Raw genomic sequence first — 17,612 nt, 5'->3', positions numbered from 1 at the left:
ACCACTCGTCTACCGAAGGCGGCAGCAGGTAATCGGTCTGGCGATCCACAGGGATGAAGCGGCTCATGGCGATCTTCTCAGCTCGGCGATGACGGTGGTCAGTATCTCACGGTGCAACGGAAAGACCGACAGGCTGCTAGAGGTGTTGTATCTACCTGAGGTGCGCTATACCGAGCTTGGGTTCACAGAGTTTACCCAAACGTTGATATTGGCTAGCTGCTGCGCGCTGCTTATTTATATTCGACAAGTGCTGAAGATCTGGCCAACGGTAACACTGCTGCTCTTGGCGTTTGTGTCCGCTTCGCTCGTACGCGAGCAAGATTACTTTCTGGACTATTACGTAGCGGATAACACCTGGAAGTTTGTAGTGGCGCTGATTGTGCTACCGAGCCTTGCCTGGGTCATTATTCATCGTCAGCGTTTCCTGGATGAGTTCCGCTACTACAGCAATACGTTTTCATTTGGGCTGTTCGCGGCAGGTGTCCTGGTCACTTATATCTTTTCTCGTCTATATGGACGTCAGGATTTTTGGCGCGCCGTGCTTGAAGAGAGCTACATTCGCGACTTTAAAGATATCGCCGAAGAGGCCATCGAACTACTCGGCTACAGCTTGATTCTGTTTGCCACCATCGAGCTTCTCTTTCTCGCACGACGCATCCATCGCGCACGGCAAACGCCTTAACCAATCACTTATCCCCCCAGCCAAACACCGCTGACGCCCCGCGTCAGCGGTGTTTCATTTTTTACATCTCCCTATACGTAAAGCCATTTGCGCCGCTTGCATTATCAACGTAGTGTCAGCCACCAAACCTACATGGGCATTTTTGCTGAAAAATAACCTATCAACGATATAAATCTTATGACAAACCCACAAAATCGCGAAGAAAACCTAAAACGCGGAGCATTTACCCGCTTTCTCGATAGCGTCGAGTGGCTGGGAAATCTATTACCGCACCCGGTCACACTGTTTGCCATTCTGTGTGTACTGGTCGTGCTGGCTAGCGGTATCGCTGCCGCCCTGGGCATATCCGTCGCCGACCCGCGCCCAGCAAACGAGGGCGAGTGGATTGCGGTGAATTCACTGCTCAATGCGGAAGGGCTACGCCTTCTCGTCACCAATATGGTGACCAACTTCACCGGTTTTGCACCTTTGGGCACAGTGCTGGTGGCCATGTTAGGAGTCGGGGTTGCCGAACACTCCGGCCTATTATCGGCGAGTATGCGCGCGCTGGTGCTCAACCGCTCTCCGCGCATCGTGACTTATGCCGTAGTGTTTGCCGGAATCATGTCGAACATGGCCTCCGAGCTTGGCTATGTGGTGCTCATTCCGTTGGCCGCAATGATTTTCCACTCTTTGGGTCGCCACCCACTGGCTGGCTTAGCAGCAGCTTTCTGCGGCGTTTCTGGTGGCTATAGCGCCAACCTTTTAATCGGCACGGTCGACCCGCTGCTTTCCGGCATCACCCAAGAAGCCGCACGCCTACTCGACCCTGCCTACATCGTTGGCGCCGAGGCTAACTGGTTCTTCATGTTTGCCAGTACGTTCTTCGTCACCCTGATTGGCGGTTTGGTTACCGAACGCATCGTGGAACCCAAGCTTGGCAAATTCGATTCAGCCTATGCCGATAGCGATATCGACCAGCACCGTATGGAGGGTCTGACCGCTACAGAGAAACGGGCACTCAAAGGTACGGGCTTGGCTGCCCTGGCGCTGGTAGCGTTAGTGGCCGTCATGGTAGTGCCGGAGAGTGGCATTCTGCGCAACCCTGAGACGGGCCTTGTGAGCGGCTCGCCCTTCCTGCGCGGTATTGTGGTTATCGTCGCCATTGCCTTCACCGTACTGGGCTTTGTCTATGGCCGACTCGCGGGCACCATGCAAAACGATCGCGATATCGTCGATGCCATGGCCAAAAGCATGAGCAGCCTGGGGCTCTATATTGTACTGGTGTTCTTTGCCGCTCAGTTCGTGGCGCTGTTCAACTGGAGTAATTTTGGCACCGTGACTGCCGTGGCGGGCGCTGACCTGCTGGACTCCCTTGGCTTGCGCGGCCCTGGCCTGTTTGCGCTGTTCATCCTCATGTGCGCCTTCGTGAACCTGTCGCTGGGTAGCGCGTCGGCGCAGTGGGCGGTCACTGCCCCTATCTTCGTCCCCATGCTGATGCTCATGGGTTACGCGCCCGAAGTCATTCAGGCGGCGTATAGGATCGGCGATTCCGTCACCAACCTGATTACGCCCATGATGAGCTACTTTGGCCTGATTCTCGCAGTGGCGACCCGTTATCGTAACGACATGGGCATCGGCACGCTGGTCGCTCTCATGCTGCCTTACACGCTGTTCATGCTGATCGGTTGGAGCATGCTGTTCTTTATCTGGGTGTTTATTCTTGGCTTGCCGGTTGGTCCAGGCTCTGCCACTTACTACACGCTCTAAGCTTTAAACGGCATAACATAAACCGAAAAGCCCGCCGTTCAGAGAACGGCGGGCTTTTCGGTCTTCGTGGCGACTCTATTTCACCACTCACTCTTCACTACTCGCGGCTTTACTCGTCTAGGAACGAACGAAGCGGTTCTGAGCGGCTGGGGTGACGCAGCTTGCGCAGCGCTTTGGCCTCGATCTGACGAATCCGCTCACGGGTGACGTCAAACTGTTTGCCCACCTCTTCCAACGTGTGGTCGGTGTTCATGTCGATACCGAAACGCATACGCAGGACTTTCGCTTCGCGGGCAGTCAAGCCACCCAGCACGTTGCGGGTTGCTTCGATCAAGCCTTCGCCGGTGGCCATATCGATCGGCAGCAACATGGTGCCGTCTTCGATAAAGTCACCCAGGTGCGAATCGTCGTCATCACCAATCGGCGTCTCCATAGAGATCGGCTCTTTGGCGATTTTGAGCACCTTGCGCACCTTGTCTTCCGGCATTTCCAGGCGTTCGCCCAGCTCTTCCGGCGTCGGCTCACGACCCATCTCTTGCAGCATTTGACGGGAGACGCGGTTGAGCTTGTTGATCGTCTCGATCATGTGGACCGGAATACGAATGGTCCGCGCCTGATCGGCAATCGAGCGAGTGATGGCCTGACGAATCCACCATGTCGCGTAGGTCGAGAACTTGTAGCCACGACGGTATTCGAACTTGTCCACCGCCTTCATCAAGCCGATGTTGCCTTCCTGAATCAGATCGAGGAATTGCAGGCCGCGGTTGGTGTACTTCTTGGCAATCGAGATTACCAAGCGCAAGTTCGCCTCAACCATCTCTTTCTTGGCGCGACGAGCTTTTGCTTCACCAATCGACAGCTTGCGATTCACCTCTTTGAGGTCGGCAACCGAGAGCTGCACCATGTCCTCTTCGAAGGCAATCTTACGCTGAGCGCGGGCGATATCGGCACGCAGTGGCTCTAAGCGGTCAGCGTACTTGGGATGCGCTTCTTGGAAGGCGTCCAGCCACGTCGGATCCGACTCGTGGCCCGGGAACGACTTGATGAACGTCTTGCGCGGCACCTTGGCTTTCTTGACGCACAGCTGCATGACCGCTTTTTCTTGGGCACGCACCTGTTCAACGCTGATACGTATCTGACCGACCAAACGCTCAAAGTGTTTAGGCACCAGCTTAATCGGCGAGAACAGCTCCGCTAGGCGGGCTTGTTCAGCCTTGAGCTCAGCGCTACCCCGACCATGCTTGGCCAGCACTGCTTCAACGGCAGCATTTTGCTCACGAATCTGCTCAAAACGTGCCTTCGCCTCTTCGGGGTCCGGGCCACCTTCACTGGCGGTAGTGTCGTCCTCTTCGTCGTCATCGTCGCTGTCGATATCGTCATCATCGCTCAGCTCAGTCTCAACGACAGGCTCCGGCACTTCCGCTTCAGCAACACCCGGAATACCTTCGTCGGGGTCGATAAAGCCAGAGAACAGGTCAGATAGGCGCCCAGGTGCTTCTTCATCCTGGGTAGCGTCGTAGGCTTCGAGAATAGAGGCAACTGCACCCGGCAAATAAGCCAGTGCGGACATCACTTCCCGCGTGCCTTCTTCGATCCGCTTGGCGATTTCGATTTCGCCTTCACGGGTCAAAAGCTCAACCGTTCCCATTTCACGCATGTACATGCGCACGGGGTCGGTGGTGCGACCTACGTCGCTTTCCACGGCGGCGAGTGCCGCAACGGCCTCTTCCGCAGCGGACTCGTCCGTGGAGTGATCCGACATCATCAAAGTGTCTTCATCTGGCGCTTCCTCAACGACACTAATACCCATGTCGTTGATCATGCCAATGATGTCTTCCACTTGATCCGGGTCGGCGATATCCTCGGGTAGATGGTCGTTGACCTCGGCATAGGTCAGGTAGCCCTGTTCCTTGCCGCGCGCGATCAACTCCTTCAGACGTGACTGCTGCTGCGCATTTCCAGCCATAGAAACCCTATCTCGACGAAGAAGAATGAAACACCTGGGGCGCTGAATCGATTAAACTCAACAAGCCGAACAGTATAGCGTAAATAGCTGGAATTTTTCCAGCGAAACGTATTTGCGCGGTCATTCAGGTGTGTTAGGTTGTTCGGTTAGGCCAGCGCCTGGCGACTAACCCTGTATGTGGTGCTGAAGCTTGTTAATTCAACCCCATTGTGCGAATTGCTTTGGTTTGACGCCCTCATATGCGCTGAATTAGCTCCATCATCAGACTCGCCAACCGCTGCCGCTGAGCTTTATCCAGCTTCTGGCCAGAACGCTCTAGTGCCAACAGCGCATCGTACTCTTCCTGGGGCGAACGCTTACGCTGCTTCTCGACCAAATGCTCTACCAGCCCGCTTAGCTCTGCTTCCCTTGCCCCCTTAGGAATCAGCAGCTCCCGCTGTGCCAGCTCTGCCAACACCTGCCCCTCATGGCTACCCTGAAAATGCGCTAACACCACCTGCGGACTGCGATAGCGTCCGGCGCGCAGCAGCTCGATTAAAGCGCGGCACAGCGGCGCCTCTTCACTATTTTCTGGCAGCCAATCCAGCGATTCGGGCAACGATGTCACCAAGCACGGCTCATGAAGCAACAGTTGCACAATACGGCTCACCGTAGAGAGCGTTTGCAGCCTTGCCCCTTGGCGGCGGCCACGTGCCGCCGAGCGAGGCAGCGCCTGCTCTGGCACCATTTCAGCGGCTGGCTCCTCAACAGGCCCCCACTGCGGCAACGCTTTTGCAGCGGCATCTGCCGTGCGCCTATCTAACAGCGCCTGCAACTGCGACTGCGCCAGCCCGCTACGCTTTGCCAGTGATTCAAGCAGTAGCGATTTGAGCATGCCTTCAGGCACTTTGTTCAATGCCTCTAGCACCTGGGTGGCAAAACGCTCGCGCCCTTCCACCGTGTTCAAGTCACGCCCCTGGGCGGCCTGCTCAAAGAGAAACTCCGAGAGCGGCATCGCACAGGTCACACGATCCTGAAATGCTTCGCTACCCTCGCGACGCACCAGTGAATCAGGGTCATCGCCATCGGGCAGAAATAGGAAACGCGCCTCACGTCCATCAATCATTTGCGGCAGCGCCGTTTCCAAGGCGCGGCTTGCCGCCTGACGGCCAGCACGGTCACCGTCAAAGCAAAACACTACTCGGCTCACCAAACGAAACAGGCGGCTTAAGTGGTCTTCCGTGGTGGCAGTTCCCAACGTAGCGACGGCGTTATGAATGCCGAACTGAGCCAGCGCCACCACGTCCATATAGCCTTCGACCATCACCAACTGCTCAAGTTTGCTAGACGCTTGACGCGCCTCGTACAAACCATATAGCTCGCGCCCTTTATGAAAGACAGGCGTTTCTGGTGAATTAAGATATTTGGGCTGTTCATCCCCCATGACCCGGCCGCCAAAGCCTAGGGTACGGCCACGCAAGTCGCGGATGGGAAACATCACTCGGTCGCGAAAACGATCGTAGGTGCGCCCAGTGTCTTCGCGGTGGATCAGCAGTCCGTACTCGACCTGTACCGGCTCGCCGATACCTTTTGCAGACAAGTGCTGTTTGAGCGCCTCCCAGCCACCCGGTGCATAACCAATACCATAGGTATCGATGACCTCTGGCGACAGCCCGCGGCCCTGCAGGTAGCGCTGAGCACTTTGACCCTCCTGCATTTTCAGCCGCTCGCGGTAGAAGCTGGCGGCCACTTCCAGCAGGTTGACGCCCTCTTTACGCTTTTTCTCGCGCTGCTGAGCACGCGGGTCATCCGCTCCCTCACGGGGAACATCGAGACCTAAACGCCCGGCCAACTGCTCTACCGCCTCGGGGAACGGCAGCTTGTCGTACTCCATCAAAAAGCGCAGCGCGTTGCCATGAGCGCCACAGCCAAAACAGTGGTAGAACTGTTTATCGGCACTCACCGTAAACGACGGCGTTTTTTCTTGATGGAAAGGACACAAACCGGAGAAGTTACGACCCGCTTTCTTGAGCTGCACGCGCTCGCCGACAACCTCCACCACGTCAACGCGGCCGAGCAGATCGTCAATGAAACGCTGTGGAATTTGGCCTGCCATGAACTGCGGGCATCCTCGCGCGAAGCGCTAATGGGCGAGTCTAACGTCATCAGACAGCGCGCCTGATCACCTTAAACCGCGCAAAACACACATCACAGAACGAAAAACAAACGGCCACCTAGTGGCGGCCGCTTGGCATCCCTCTTGAGACAACCAGCCAACTGCTCTGGCTCTCTCCAGGTACGGATCAATAGAGCCGTTCGAAACGCTTACGCTCACGCTGCAACTTCTTGGCGTGACGTTTTACGGCAGCGGCCGCTTTGCGTTTACGCTCAGCAGTCGGCTTCTCGTAGTGCTCGCGACGACGTACTTCAGACAGAACGCCAGCTTTTTCGCAAGAACGCTTGAAGCGACGCAGGGCGACGTCAAACGGCTCGTTATCACGTACTTTTACAGAAGGCATTAAGCACTCACCTACCTTAAGGAGTCTTGAGTTCGGATAGTTCGCACACCGAACACAACGGTGTACGACCCAGTTTTACAGCGCACAGTAGTCTAGTCGTGGTTGGCGATCTTTGCAAATGCTTACGCCCCTCTACTGCCATAATGCTAGACTAGCCGGTTTTAAACCTCTGCCTTACCACCTACACGAGTTCTTTTGCCATGCGCGTACTGGGCATTGAAACGTCTTGCGATGAAACTGGCGTCGCTATTTACGATACCGCGTTCACCGGTGGACAGGGCCTGCTGTCCGATGCGCTGTATAGCCAAATCGCCATGCATGCGGAGTATGGCGGCGTCGTGCCTGAGCTGGCCTCTCGGGATCACACCCGCAAGCTATTGCCGCTAATTGAGCAAGTATTGAAGGATGCCAACCTCACCCGTCAAGACCTGGACGGTATCGCCTACACTGCCGGACCGGGCCTGGTTGGTGCCTTGATGGTGGGCGCTAGCACCGCTCACGGCATGGCCAAAGCTCTGAACATACCGGTGCTGGGCGTTCACCACATGGAGGGCCACCTGCTCGCCCCGATGCTGGAAGATGACGCGCCGGAGTTCCCGTTCGTGGCCCTTCTGGTCTCGGGCGGCCACACTCAGCTAGTCGAAGTACAGGGGTTAGGGCACTACCAACTGCTGGGGGAGTCGGTGGATGACGCCGCCGGGGAGGCTTTCGACAAGGCCGCCAAAATGCTCGGCCTTGCTTATCCAGGCGGCCCGCTGGTCGCAAAGCTTGCCGAACAGGGCGACCCAAAGCGCTTTCGTTTTCCGCGCCCAATGACTGATCGTCCGGGGCTGGATTTTAGTTTCTCCGGTTTAAAAACCCATACCCTGACGGCGATTCGCCAGTTAGAAGCAGCGGGCGAGCTGGATGAGCAGGCCAAAGCAGATGTGGCCCGGGCCTTTGAAGAGGCCGTGGTGGATACGCTGGTGATCAAATGCCGCCGAGCGCTCGACCAAACCGGGCTAAAGCGCATTGTTATGGCAGGTGGCGTGAGCGCCAATACGCGCTTGCGTGAACGGCTAGCGCTGGAGACCCAAAAGCGCCAAGCCCGTGCTTATTACCCTCGCGGGCGCTTTTGTACCGACAACGGCGCCATGATTGCCTATGTCGGTGCGCAGCGCTTGGCAGCCGGCGAGCGTGATGACAACGGCATAATGCAGGCGACCCCTCGCTGGCCGCTCGATACGCTTACAGCACCACGGTAGCTCTCGCGCCTATCCGCGTAGGGCTATCCGCGTAGGGGCGGCTCTTCCCCACGGCGTAAGCGGCGAATATTGAGGCCATGGCGGGCTAATACGAGCAGGCTAAAGCCCCCTACAACGCTGACGTAGCCAGGGGCTAGCCAGAGACACAGCAGCGGTGCCAACAGCGCGCTAACGAGCGATGCCGCCGCCGCCGTGCGCAACCGCCACGCGAGTAGCGCCCAGCAAAGCGCCGTGATCAGCGCCACGCTGGGCACCAATACCAGCAACACGCCAAACGCACTGGAGACCGACTTTCCACCACGGAAGCTAAACCAAATCGGGTAGCTGTGTCCCAGCAGCACAGCCAAGCCGACAAGCCCCTGCAGCCATACCGGCAGCGCCAGCAGCTTGGCAGCCAGCACGGCAGGCACCCCTTTTAACGCATCGAGCAGCAGCGTGGCCGCGGCGAGCCTTGGACCATACAGGCGGAGCACGTTCGAAAATCCTGGGTTGTAAGAGCCGCAAAACCGTGGATCCGTCACACCGGCCCACCGACATACGCTCACTGCCGCCAGCCAACTGCCGCTTAAATAGCCGATCACTATCCATATCATGGCCTGCCCACCCTGGCATTAGCGGCCAACGCCGCTGCCTTACTGTCGTTTCTGGTCATCCTCAAGTACAATCGCCCGCTTGTTGACCCTGGGGAAGGCCTGTGGACCGCATTTTGATCGAAGCACTCACCGTAGACACCGTCATCGGTGTGTACGACTGGGAACGCACGATAACGCAATCGCTGAGCCTGGATCTATCGCTGGCAACGGATATTCGGCCAGCGGCCGCTACGGATGATTTACGCTTAACGCTTGATTATGCCGCGATATGCCAGCGAATCCAGCAGTTCGCCGATGAGCATCAGTTCGCCTTGGTAGAAACCTTCGCTGAACGTCTCGCCGCCTGCTTGCAACATGAATTCCCGATTAGCTGGCTGCGCATGACCGTCCGAAAGCCGGGCGCGGTGCCTCAAGCGGCAAGCGTTGGTCTTGAAATCACTCGCGGTACGCTGCCGGAGGCTACCAAGGACCCGAACTTATGAGCCTGGTAACTCTCAGTCTAGGCAGCAACATTGATCCCGACACGCATATTCGCCTCTGCCTGGATGCTCTAGAAGCTACGTTTGGCCGCCTACAGATATCGCGCATTTTTGAAAGCGAGCCCGTAGGTTTCAAGGACAGCCGCAACTTTTACAACTTAGTGGTGGCGTTTGATAGCGACTGGTCGGTGGGTGAGCTCCAGGCGTGGTCTAAGCAGCTTGAGATTGATCATGGCCGCACCCCCAACATGGCTAAATACAGCCCTCGTGCTCTGGATATCGACCTGCTGACCGTCGGCAGTGTCTGCGATACGATTGATGGCGTCGCCCTGCCCCGCGCGGAAATCACCCGCAATGCCTTTGTGCTCCAGCCACTCGCTGAACTGTTACCCAACGAGCGCCACCCCGCCTGCCAAACATCCTACGCTACACTCTGGAAGCGCTTCACATTAGGTGACCAGCGCCTGTGGGCGATTGATTTTCACTGGCGGGGCCGTTGGATTTCCCAAGCAGATCCGCAGCCTCGTGCGGCGATGCCGCGCTAGCGCGACTACCCCTCGCCTAACGCACCTGCCACCGCCTTCTGCCGATGCTGGCGCAGCGCTTCTCCTAATGCCGCTCCCCGATACCCCTCGCTCAGCAGCGCTTGCGGGCTTACCGCTTGCGCTGCCTGCCACGCAGCGCGCAGCACAGCTTGGCGCTCAGGTGCCAGACGACTAACAAGCGCCAGCTGCGCCGCTACCTGGGCAGGTTTACGCCAGCCATCCAGCCGCTCCAGCCAGTGCAACACTCGCTCGCCGTTTAACGGTTCATTGAGCAACGCTTTAGTCAGCGCGGTATGGCGAGCCAACTGCGCTACTGAGTTGGGCAGCCGCAGCCTGCTCGCTAGCGCATCCCGCTGCTCATCACTCAGCAGCGAGACCAGCAGCGCGTAGCGCCAGTGGGCCAGCGGCAATGCAGACTCCTCAGGCGCGCTTGGTATTTCAGCGAGCGCGGCAGTCAACGTCTCGCCCTCGGCAAGCTCAGGCCACCAAGTGGCAAGCGCCTGGCACTCGTTTAGCGTGGTGAAATATTGTTCAGGATTGGGTTCACCCAATGCTTTCTCGGTTTCTATCCACACCCGCTCTGCGGCTAAGTGGCCAAGCTCACCGCTTTGGCTCACTTCACGCATCAGCGTTTGGGTATCTGGGGCAATGGTAAAACCTAGGTGAGCATAGCGGGCTAAAAAGCGCGCGGTACGCAGCACCCGTAACGGGTCTTCGCTAAACGCAGGCGATACATGACGCAGCAGGCGCTGCTCTATATCCTGCTGGCCGTGAAAGGGGTCTGTCAGTTGGCCGCCTGGCCCTTGGGCAATGGCATTGATCGTTAGGTCACGCCGGGAGAGATCCTCTTCCAGTGTTACATCGGGGCTGGCATACACCTCGAAACCACTGTAGCCATGGCCGGACTTACGCTCGGTGCGCGCCAGCGCATACTCTTCCGCGGTGTGCGGGTGCAAAAACACCGGAAAATCTCGGCCAACGGGTTTAAAGCCCCGCTGACGCATCGCTTCCGGTGTGGCACCCACCACCACCCAGTCGTGGTCCACTACTGGCCAGCCAAGCAGCGCATCCCGCACCGCGCCGCCTACCCGGTAAACGTCAAGCCCTTGGGTCAATGCATCCTGTTGAAACACTTAACGGCCTCCTTGCAGGCTCGGCACGCTAGTACGTTCACCGGTGTCCAGGTTCATCGCGGTGAGCGAGCCACCCCACACGCAGCCGGTATCTAGCCCTTGAACGTTGATCTTCGCATTCGGCGTGCGCCCTTCCAGTGCCGCCCAGTGGCCAAACAGAATGTGCAGATCATCCTGACGAGCAAATTGAAACCAGGGGGCAAAGCCTGCCGGTGCGCTATCGAGCCCCTCCTTGGCGGCAAAATCGAGGCACTCCTGCGCATCAATGAAGCGCATGCGGGTAAACACGTTAACGATGCAGCGCAGGCGATCCACGCCTTCCAAGTCCTCCCGGAAACGGTCAGGCTGATTACCAAACAACTGGGTCAGAAACGCACCCGCGCTTTCACTGTGTAGCGCCGCCTGAACTTCACCGCTCAGCGCCAGAGCCTGCTCAGCACTCCAGCTCGGCAACACTCCGGCGTGGGTCATTAACGTATTGCCTTCTTGAACCGCCAAAGGCTGGCTCTGCAGCCAATCCAGCAGCGCTTCCCGCTGGGGCGAGGCGAGAATATCGTCCAGCGTATCGTTTTTCTTCAACCTGCCGCCCCCGCGGGCGACCACCAGCAGGTGAAAATCGTGGTTACCGAGCACACAGCGCACGGCACTGCCCAGCGCTTTAGCTTCCTGCAGGCAGGCAAGCGACCCTGGGCCACGGTTAATCAAATCCCCAACCAGCCAGAGCGTATCGTGGGTCGGGTTAAAGTCTATTGCTTCCAGCAGGCTAATAAATTCAACATGGCAGCCGTGCAGGTCGCCAATGACATAGATACTCATGGGCATTCCCGGCTAACAGAGTTCAGTGCAGTTGACGGGGCACCGCTAGACGAAAAGGCGAAACGGGCACATCAAAAGCCCGCTGGGTATACGTATTAAGCAGGGTGTAGGCACCCTCCATCACACCGACCGGCGTTTGCAAAATCGCCCGGCTGGTATAACGAAAACGCTGGCCAGGGCCAATCAGCGGCTGCTGGCCCACCACGCCCTTGCCACGCACCTCTTGGCTGTCGCCGCTGCCCTGGGTGATTTTCCAGTAACGCGCCATTAGCCGTACGCTGTGCGGGCTTTGGTTATGAACCGTCACCGTGTAGCTAAACACGTAGCGGGATTCACTGTCGCTAGACTCTGCGTCACGAAACTCCGGCGTGACGCTCACCTCAATGTCTAAACCGCTCAAGCCTCATCACTCCCCTTAGTATCACCGTTAGCCACTGCGCTGGCCGCCTCATCGGCGGCTACTTGGTTGGCAATTGCCACGTACTCCGCCACGGTTAGAGTTTGCGGCCGCCGTGCAGGGTCAATGCCTAGCGCTTCCAACGTGTCGGCACTCACCCGCCCTTTCAGGTTATTCCGCAGGGTTTTACGCCGCTGGCCAAAGGCCAGCTTCACCAGCTCGAACAGCAGCGTCGGGTCATCGGCGGTGTGGGGCAGGTGTTCGTGGGGCGTTAAGCGCACAATCGCGGAATCTACCTTCGGACGCGGTACAAAGGCTTCCGGCGGCACGATGAACAGATGGTCTACCTGGCAGTAGTACTGCGCCATGACGGAAAGACGGCCCCAGTCGGTGCTGCCTGGCTCGGCGGCCAAGCGCTCCACTACCTCTTTTTGCAGCATGAAGTGCATATCGGCGATGGCGCTGCCCATACTCAGCAAATGCACGATCAAAGGCGTGGAGATGTTGTAAGGCAGGTTACCCACTACCCTCAGCGCCGGGCCATCGCCCTTCAGCTCGGCAAAATCGAACTTCAGCGCGTCGCCTTCGTGAATCACGAACTCGGGGTAGTTGAAAAACTGCACCCGTAGGCCAGGAATCAGGTCGCGGTCGAGTTCGATTACTTCCAGCTTGCCAGTCGCCTCTAACAGCGGCGCCGTCAGTGCCCCTTGCCCAGGGCCGATTTCAACGAGTCGGTCACCTTCACGTGGCCCAATGGCGCGGACGATACGAGAAATAATACCGAGATCCCGCAGAAAGTTTTGACCGAAACGTTTACGAGCGCGGTGCTGCTGAGGCACTTGAGACATCTAACAGTGTTCCTTGGAGGGTTGATTCATGGAGCGGCCAGGGTGCTGGCACGCTGGGCAGCAAGCCGCTGTGCAAGCGATAGCGCGACGCCCAGGCTGTTGGGGTCGGCAGTGCCGCGGCCCGCCAAATCCAGCGCGGTGCCGTGGTCCACTGAAGTACGTACCAGCGGTAGGCCGAGGGTAATATTCGCAGCTTGCCCAAAGCCTGCGTATTTTAGCACTGCCAAGCCCTGGTCGTGATACATCGCCAGCACCGCATCGACTCCGGCTAGGTGGCGTGGAGTGAACAGCGTATCGGCGGGCAGCGGCCCTTGGATATCCAACCCGTCGGCACGCAGCGCGTCGAGGGCCGGAATGATCGTGTCCAGCTCTTCGCGCCCCAAATGCCCTTCTTCCCCGGCATGGGGGTTGAGGCCGCACACCGCAATGCGCGGATTCAAGATGCCAAATTGGCGCCGCAGGTCAGCGGCCAGTAAGCGGCTAATCTGGGTGACCCGCTCGAACGTGATGGCATCGGCCACGTCACGCAGCGGCAGATGAGTCGTCACCAGCGCCACGCGCAAATCGCCGCTGCCTTGCCAAAGCGGGTTCTTGGCATGCAGCGCGGCATCGGTCGCCAGCAGCATCACCACCTCATCGACGCCACAGGCGTCGCGCAACCACTCGGTATGGCCGGTGAAGTGGGGAAAGCCCCCTTCGATGATGACCCCTTTATGCAGCGGCGCGGTGACCATTGCCGCAGCCTGCCCTGCTTGGCAGGCGTCTACGGCAATTTGCAGTGTCTCCAACACGTAGCGGGCATTGGCGGGATCGAGCACCCCAGGCGTGGCAGGCGCTCGCAGTGTGGCGGGCCACACCACCAAACGCCCTGGAGAGGATATATCCAAGCCACCCGGCGCGGCCTCGACGACCTCTACGGCCAGCCCGAGCAGCGCGGCGCGCTGGCGCAGCATCTGCGGGTCACCCACCGCCACCGTGTTGGCTAATTGCCCACGAGCGGCCAGCATCAGCGCAAGCTCTGGCCCGATGCCCGCAGGCTCACCGGTGGTCAACAGCAGCGGCCGCGTCATTAGAGACGAATATCCACGAAGGCCTGTTCACGGATTTCACGCTGCCAGGTTTGCAGCTCTTCGTTGGCACGACGCTGGAAAATCGCTTGGCGCACCTGCTCACGACGGCTCTCTTCGGTCACGTCCTGACGGCGACGCTCCAGCACTTCGATGACGTGATAGCCGAACTGCGAGCGCACAGGCTCGGAGAGCTGGTTCGGGCTGAGAGACGTCATGGCTTCTTCGAACGCAGGGACCGTTTGGCCAGGGCGCACCCAGCCCAGGTCGCCGCCGTTCATGGCGCTACCACGATCGTCGCTGTACTCACGGGCCACCGACGCGAAGTCTGCGCCCTGCTGTAAACGCTGGCGAGCCTCTTCTGCGCGGGCGCGGGCTTGGTTCTCGTTACGCGTAGGCGTCAGTTCCACCAGGATATGGCGGGCACGGGTCTCTTCGATAAAGGCTTGCCCCTGCTGCTGGCTTGGCTGCTGGCTCAAGAAACGCTCCACATCGCGATCGGAGACCGTGACGCGCTGACTGATCTGGCGCTGCTGTACTTGACGCATCAACATTTCACGGCGTACGTCTTCGCGCACGTCGGCCAGAGTAATGCCGTCGGCTTCTACCGCATCGGCAAACTGATCCAGCGTCATGTTGTTGGATTCGGCAATGCTGCGTAGCTGGCGGTTGAGTTCGGTGTCATCCACACTCAGATTGGCTCGGCGGGCCATTTGCAGCTGGATTTCATCCATGACCATACGCTCCAACACTTGCTGGGCCAGCTGGTTACGCGGCGGCAAATTGCCGCCCTGAGCCGCTGCTTGCTGCTCCACCTGGGCAATGCGGTCATCCAACTCGCTGCGCATGATGACGCCATCATTGACGACTGCGACGACGCTATCCAACTGCTGACGCTGGGCCGACTCGAAATTTTGCGCATGCACGGTCAGCGGAACCAGCGCCGCACCCGTGCTCAGGCAGAGCACCATCAGGCTGCCTGCGGACAGCTGGGTGGCTCGTTTCTTCAGCGCGCAGCTCAGCAAGGTCTTTCTGATCATCATAAAAAGTCTCTTTCAGTCGCTATTTTAAAGTGGTCGTTCATAAGGGCGTGGGACGGTAGCCAGGAATCGCCTGCTCAAAGTAGCCGTCGGCCTCTTGACCCACGCCACCTAGACCACGAAACACAAAGCGCAAAAATAGCCCGCGGTCGTTGAAGTCATCGCCAACCCGCGCCGTATCGTTATCGTCGATCCATTCACGCCATACCAGCTGTACGCCATAGCAGCAGTCGTTCCACTGCAGGCCCGCGAGCTGTTCCAGGGGACGGTTGTTGGTTTGATCGTGCAGGTAGCGGCCAATCAAATCAATCCTTGGGTTCGCTTTCCACGCCAGCGAAAGATCCCACTCTTCGCGACTGTAGTCACGGAAGCCATAGTCGCCGGGTATCACGCTCGGATCGAACCCTTCGATCTCCCAACGGTAGCCAAGGTTCACTACGTGCCCTTCCGGGTGGCGATAGCGTACATCCACACTGGAGCGCTCGGTCTGTTCACGCTCGTCATCGTAGAGCCATTCGTAGCCGGTACTCCAGCGATCCGATATTTGCCAATCCAGGCGAGTGACCAGCGGAGAGCGGTCACGGGTGGCCTGATAGCGGCTTTCCGGATTCACGGAAGGGTCTTCGCTGGGGCGCGGCGGCAGCGTGTCCGGGTCGCCTTCGCTATCGATGCGCCGCTCGGAGAAGTAGTAGCTTTGACCGACGCCGAAGGTGAGTCGGTCCCGACCAGCGCTATCTTCGATCAAGCGTGACTGTACGCCCAACGAGACGCGATTCAGATCACCGACCCGGTCAGCCCCCGAGAAGCGGTGCGGGGACCAGAGCTGATCCCAGGAGAATACCCGTTCACGGCTATCGAAGTACGGCAGCTGGGTCTGGTCGGTACGCGGCACGTAGGCATAGTTAACGCGGGGTTCAAGCGTCTGGCGATAACCGCGCCCGCCTAGCTCAAGCTCACGCTCAAATACCAGGCCGCTGTCGATGGAAGTGATCGCCACGCTGCGCGTCGGTGAGGTCGTGCGATCGGTCACGCGGTCGCCATAATCCAATTCGTACGCGGTGTGCCAAAGCTCGGTGCGTGGCTCGATATAGCCCCAGGGCTGCTCATAGCGCCAGCCCACCGCAGGCGTCAGGTGAAGGCGCGAACCGATGGCCGCCTCGCGCTCCGGAACTCGCCGCTCATCCACGTCGCGCCAGAAGTAGGTCGCGTTCGAGCGCCACTGGGTATACAGGCCGTTGTCTAGCTGCCAGTTGGCATTGGCGGTCAAACTCGGCAGGCGGTAGAACGGACGGTCGGTATCGCTGAGCGGGTCTTCCAAACGTTGGAAGCCCTGGGCGCGGGCGTCTAACTGCCAGCGCTCGCCGCGATAATCGACCTGGGCAAGGCGCTCCATACTGACGCGGTCGCTGTTGCCGAACTCGCCGCCAAAGTCGTCGAAATAGCGCCCGTCGCTGGCGGCGCCGTAACGGAGCCGGTAATCACTGCGGGGCGTTAACGTGCCCGCGTGCTGGGCATCAATGTACCAGCGGTCGTCGCCTTCAAAGCGGTTGTCACCTCTATTGGTGCCGCCGTCGCTATCGAGATAACCGCCCTCGACCAAGCCTTGGCTCTCTTCCAGCAGGTAGCGGTACTCGCCGTTGAGCAGCAGTCCTCGGTCAGACATCCAGCGCGGGGTAATGGTGGCATCCTGGTTCGGTGCAATGTTCCAGTAGAAAGGCTGGGTATAATCAAAGCCATCGCTTGAGAAGCTCACTGACGGCGAGAGCAGCCCGGTATGGCGGCGGTCATCAATGGGGAAGCGCAGCCACGGCCAGTAAAATACCGGCACATCTTTAACTTCCAGGCGCGCATGGCGGGCAGTGCCAAACCCCGAGGCTTGATCGAGGCGAATATCACTACCTACCAACTGCCAGCTATTGGCGCCGGGGTCACAGGTGGTAAACGTGGCCTCCTGAAGGCGGTACTGATTTTCGCCGGTCTGCTCTAGCTGGCTGGCCTGGCCGCGCAGGTGCTGGTCGTAGAGCACATAGTGGCTGTTACGCAGCGAGGCGCGGTCTTCGTTCAGCATGAGGGTGGCTTGCTCGCCACGCACCAGGGCTTGTCCATCGCGGATAGCCAGGTTGCCCTCAGCATCCACCTGCTGACGGTCTGCGGGTAGAAAGACGCGCTCTGCCTGCAGTTCGGTATCGCCCCGGCGTAGTACCACGTCGCCACGCAGCAGGGCTTCACCGTCTGCGGCGTAATCCACTTCCCGGGTTTCTACCGAGAGCGTTTCCGGGTTCTCTTCCGCTGGCAAGCGGTAGGCGGGCATCACATAGCGCCCCCGACATAGCTGTTGCGGCGCTTCGTCTTGGCTCCAGGCCTGCCAGTCCAGCGCTTCTGCGGGCAGGGTTTGGTCCTGCGCCACCGCTGAAAACGAGGCGCCAGCGAGAAAACTGCCCAGCAGCGTATGCGCAACCGGTACGGTGCGCGAGATTCGCTTGCCCATGTTCGTTATCCTTGGCATCCAGAATCGGTATTATACAGCCCGCATGATGCCCGACCAGCAAGGAGCT

Annotated in this window: 16 protein-coding genes; 5 read left to right on the top strand and 11 right to left on the bottom strand. The window is 58.9% G+C overall.

Annotated features, from left to right (window positions below):
• Positions 1-88 precede the first annotated feature (88 nt).
• Together AC13CY_RS13310 and AC13CY_RS13305 are read left to right on the top strand one after the other, a co-directional pair.
• Positions 89-682, top strand: coding sequence for a hypothetical protein (locus AC13CY_RS13310; RefSeq protein WP_172514802.1), 594 nt, complete (start codon positions 89-91; stop codon positions 680-682).
• A 177-nt stretch (positions 683-859) separates the two neighbouring features.
• Positions 860-2,431: an AbgT family transporter gene (locus AC13CY_RS13305; RefSeq protein ID WP_172514803.1), complete on the top strand. Its 1,572-nt coding sequence runs from the start codon at positions 860-862 to the stop codon at positions 2,429-2,431.
• Between the two features lie 109 nt (positions 2,432-2,540).
• Here AC13CY_RS13305 and rpoD read toward each other — a convergent pair whose 3' ends face one another.
• The 3 genes from rpoD to rpsU form a co-directional block, all read right to left on the bottom strand.
• Positions 2,541-4,397, bottom strand: coding sequence for an RNA polymerase sigma factor RpoD (gene rpoD, locus AC13CY_RS13300; RefSeq protein WP_044629663.1), 1,857 nt, complete (start codon positions 4,395-4,397; stop codon positions 2,541-2,543).
• A gap of 235 nt (positions 4,398-4,632) precedes the next feature.
• Positions 4,633-6,492, bottom strand: a complete 1,860-nt coding sequence (gene dnaG, locus AC13CY_RS13295) for a DNA primase (protein WP_137093551.1) — start codon at positions 6,490-6,492, stop codon at positions 4,633-4,635.
• A gap of 187 nt (positions 6,493-6,679) precedes the next feature.
• Positions 6,680-6,895 (bottom strand): 30S ribosomal protein S21, encoded by a 216-nt coding sequence (rpsU, locus tag AC13CY_RS13290; protein ID WP_016416934.1) that lies wholly within the window; start codon positions 6,893-6,895, stop codon positions 6,680-6,682.
• A gap of 200 nt (positions 6,896-7,095) precedes the next feature.
• Between rpsU and tsaD the strand changes: the two genes are divergently transcribed.
• On the top strand, positions 7,096-8,139 hold the full coding sequence (gene tsaD, locus AC13CY_RS13285; protein WP_137093553.1) for a tRNA (adenosine(37)-N6)-threonylcarbamoyltransferase complex transferase subunit TsaD: 1,044 nt from the start codon (positions 7,096-7,098) through the stop codon (positions 8,137-8,139).
• A gap of 23 nt (positions 8,140-8,162) precedes the next feature.
• Here the strand turns inward: tsaD and plsY are convergent, their stop codons facing one another.
• Positions 8,163-8,732, bottom strand: coding sequence for a glycerol-3-phosphate 1-O-acyltransferase PlsY (gene plsY / locus AC13CY_RS13280; protein WP_054641174.1), 570 nt, complete (start codon positions 8,730-8,732; stop codon positions 8,163-8,165).
• A 101-nt stretch (positions 8,733-8,833) separates the two neighbouring features.
• On the opposite strand from plsY, the gene folB reads away from it, so the two are divergent.
• The gene (folB, locus tag AC13CY_RS13275; RefSeq protein ID WP_044629667.1) at positions 8,834-9,214 is read left to right on the top strand and encodes a dihydroneopterin aldolase; all 381 of its coding nucleotides are present in this window, start codon (positions 8,834-8,836) and stop codon (positions 9,212-9,214) included.
• Positions 9,211-9,756, top strand: coding sequence for a 2-amino-4-hydroxy-6-hydroxymethyldihydropteridine diphosphokinase (gene folK / locus AC13CY_RS13270; protein WP_044629668.1), 546 nt, complete (start codon positions 9,211-9,213; stop codon positions 9,754-9,756). Before folB ends, folK begins: the two co-directional genes overlap by 4 nt.
• Before the next feature lie 5 nt (positions 9,757-9,761).
• Here folK and AC13CY_RS13265 read toward each other — a convergent pair whose 3' ends face one another.
• The 7 genes from AC13CY_RS13265 to AC13CY_RS13235 are packed head-to-tail and all read right to left on the bottom strand — an operon-like array spanning position 9,762 to position 17,545.
• Positions 9,762-10,889, bottom strand: coding sequence for a tRNA nucleotidyltransferase/poly(A) polymerase-related protein (locus tag AC13CY_RS13265; protein WP_058577500.1), 1,128 nt, complete (start codon positions 10,887-10,889; stop codon positions 9,762-9,764).
• Positions 10,890-11,705 (bottom strand): symmetrical bis(5'-nucleosyl)-tetraphosphatase, encoded by an 816-nt coding sequence (locus AC13CY_RS13260; RefSeq protein ID WP_058577499.1) that lies wholly within the window; start codon positions 11,703-11,705, stop codon positions 10,890-10,892.
• 22 nt (positions 11,706-11,727) lie between these two features.
• A complete protein-coding gene (gene apaG, locus AC13CY_RS13255) occupies positions 11,728-12,105 on the bottom strand; it encodes a Co2+/Mg2+ efflux protein ApaG (RefSeq protein WP_058577498.1) in 378 nt (125 codons plus the stop codon).
• Positions 12,102-12,950: a 16S rRNA (adenine(1518)-N(6)/adenine(1519)-N(6))-dimethyltransferase RsmA gene (gene rsmA, locus AC13CY_RS13250; protein WP_054645097.1), complete on the bottom strand. Its 849-nt coding sequence runs from the start codon at positions 12,948-12,950 to the stop codon at positions 12,102-12,104. The genes apaG and rsmA overlap by 4 nt, the downstream gene beginning before the upstream one ends.
• A gap of 26 nt (positions 12,951-12,976) precedes the next feature.
• On the bottom strand, positions 12,977-14,020 hold the full coding sequence (gene pdxA, locus AC13CY_RS13245) for a 4-hydroxythreonine-4-phosphate dehydrogenase PdxA (protein WP_058577497.1): 1,044 nt from the start codon (positions 14,018-14,020) through the stop codon (positions 12,977-12,979).
• The gene (locus AC13CY_RS13240; RefSeq protein WP_054641172.1) at positions 14,020-15,060 is read right to left on the bottom strand and encodes a peptidylprolyl isomerase; all 1,041 of its coding nucleotides are present in this window, start codon (positions 15,058-15,060) and stop codon (positions 14,020-14,022) included. Before AC13CY_RS13240 ends, pdxA begins: the two co-directional genes overlap by 1 nt.
• A 37-nt stretch (positions 15,061-15,097) precedes the next feature.
• Positions 15,098-17,545 carry an LPS-assembly protein LptD gene (locus AC13CY_RS13235; RefSeq protein ID WP_074210209.1) on the bottom strand — a complete coding sequence of 816 codons (2,448 nt, stop codon included), beginning with the start codon at positions 17,543-17,545 and terminating at the stop codon, positions 15,098-15,100.
• Between the last annotated feature and the right edge of the window lie 67 nt (positions 17,546-17,612).

The organism is Vreelandella sp. L-15 (assembly GCF_056857635.1).
This window is presented reverse-complemented; position numbering and strand designations above follow the sequence as displayed.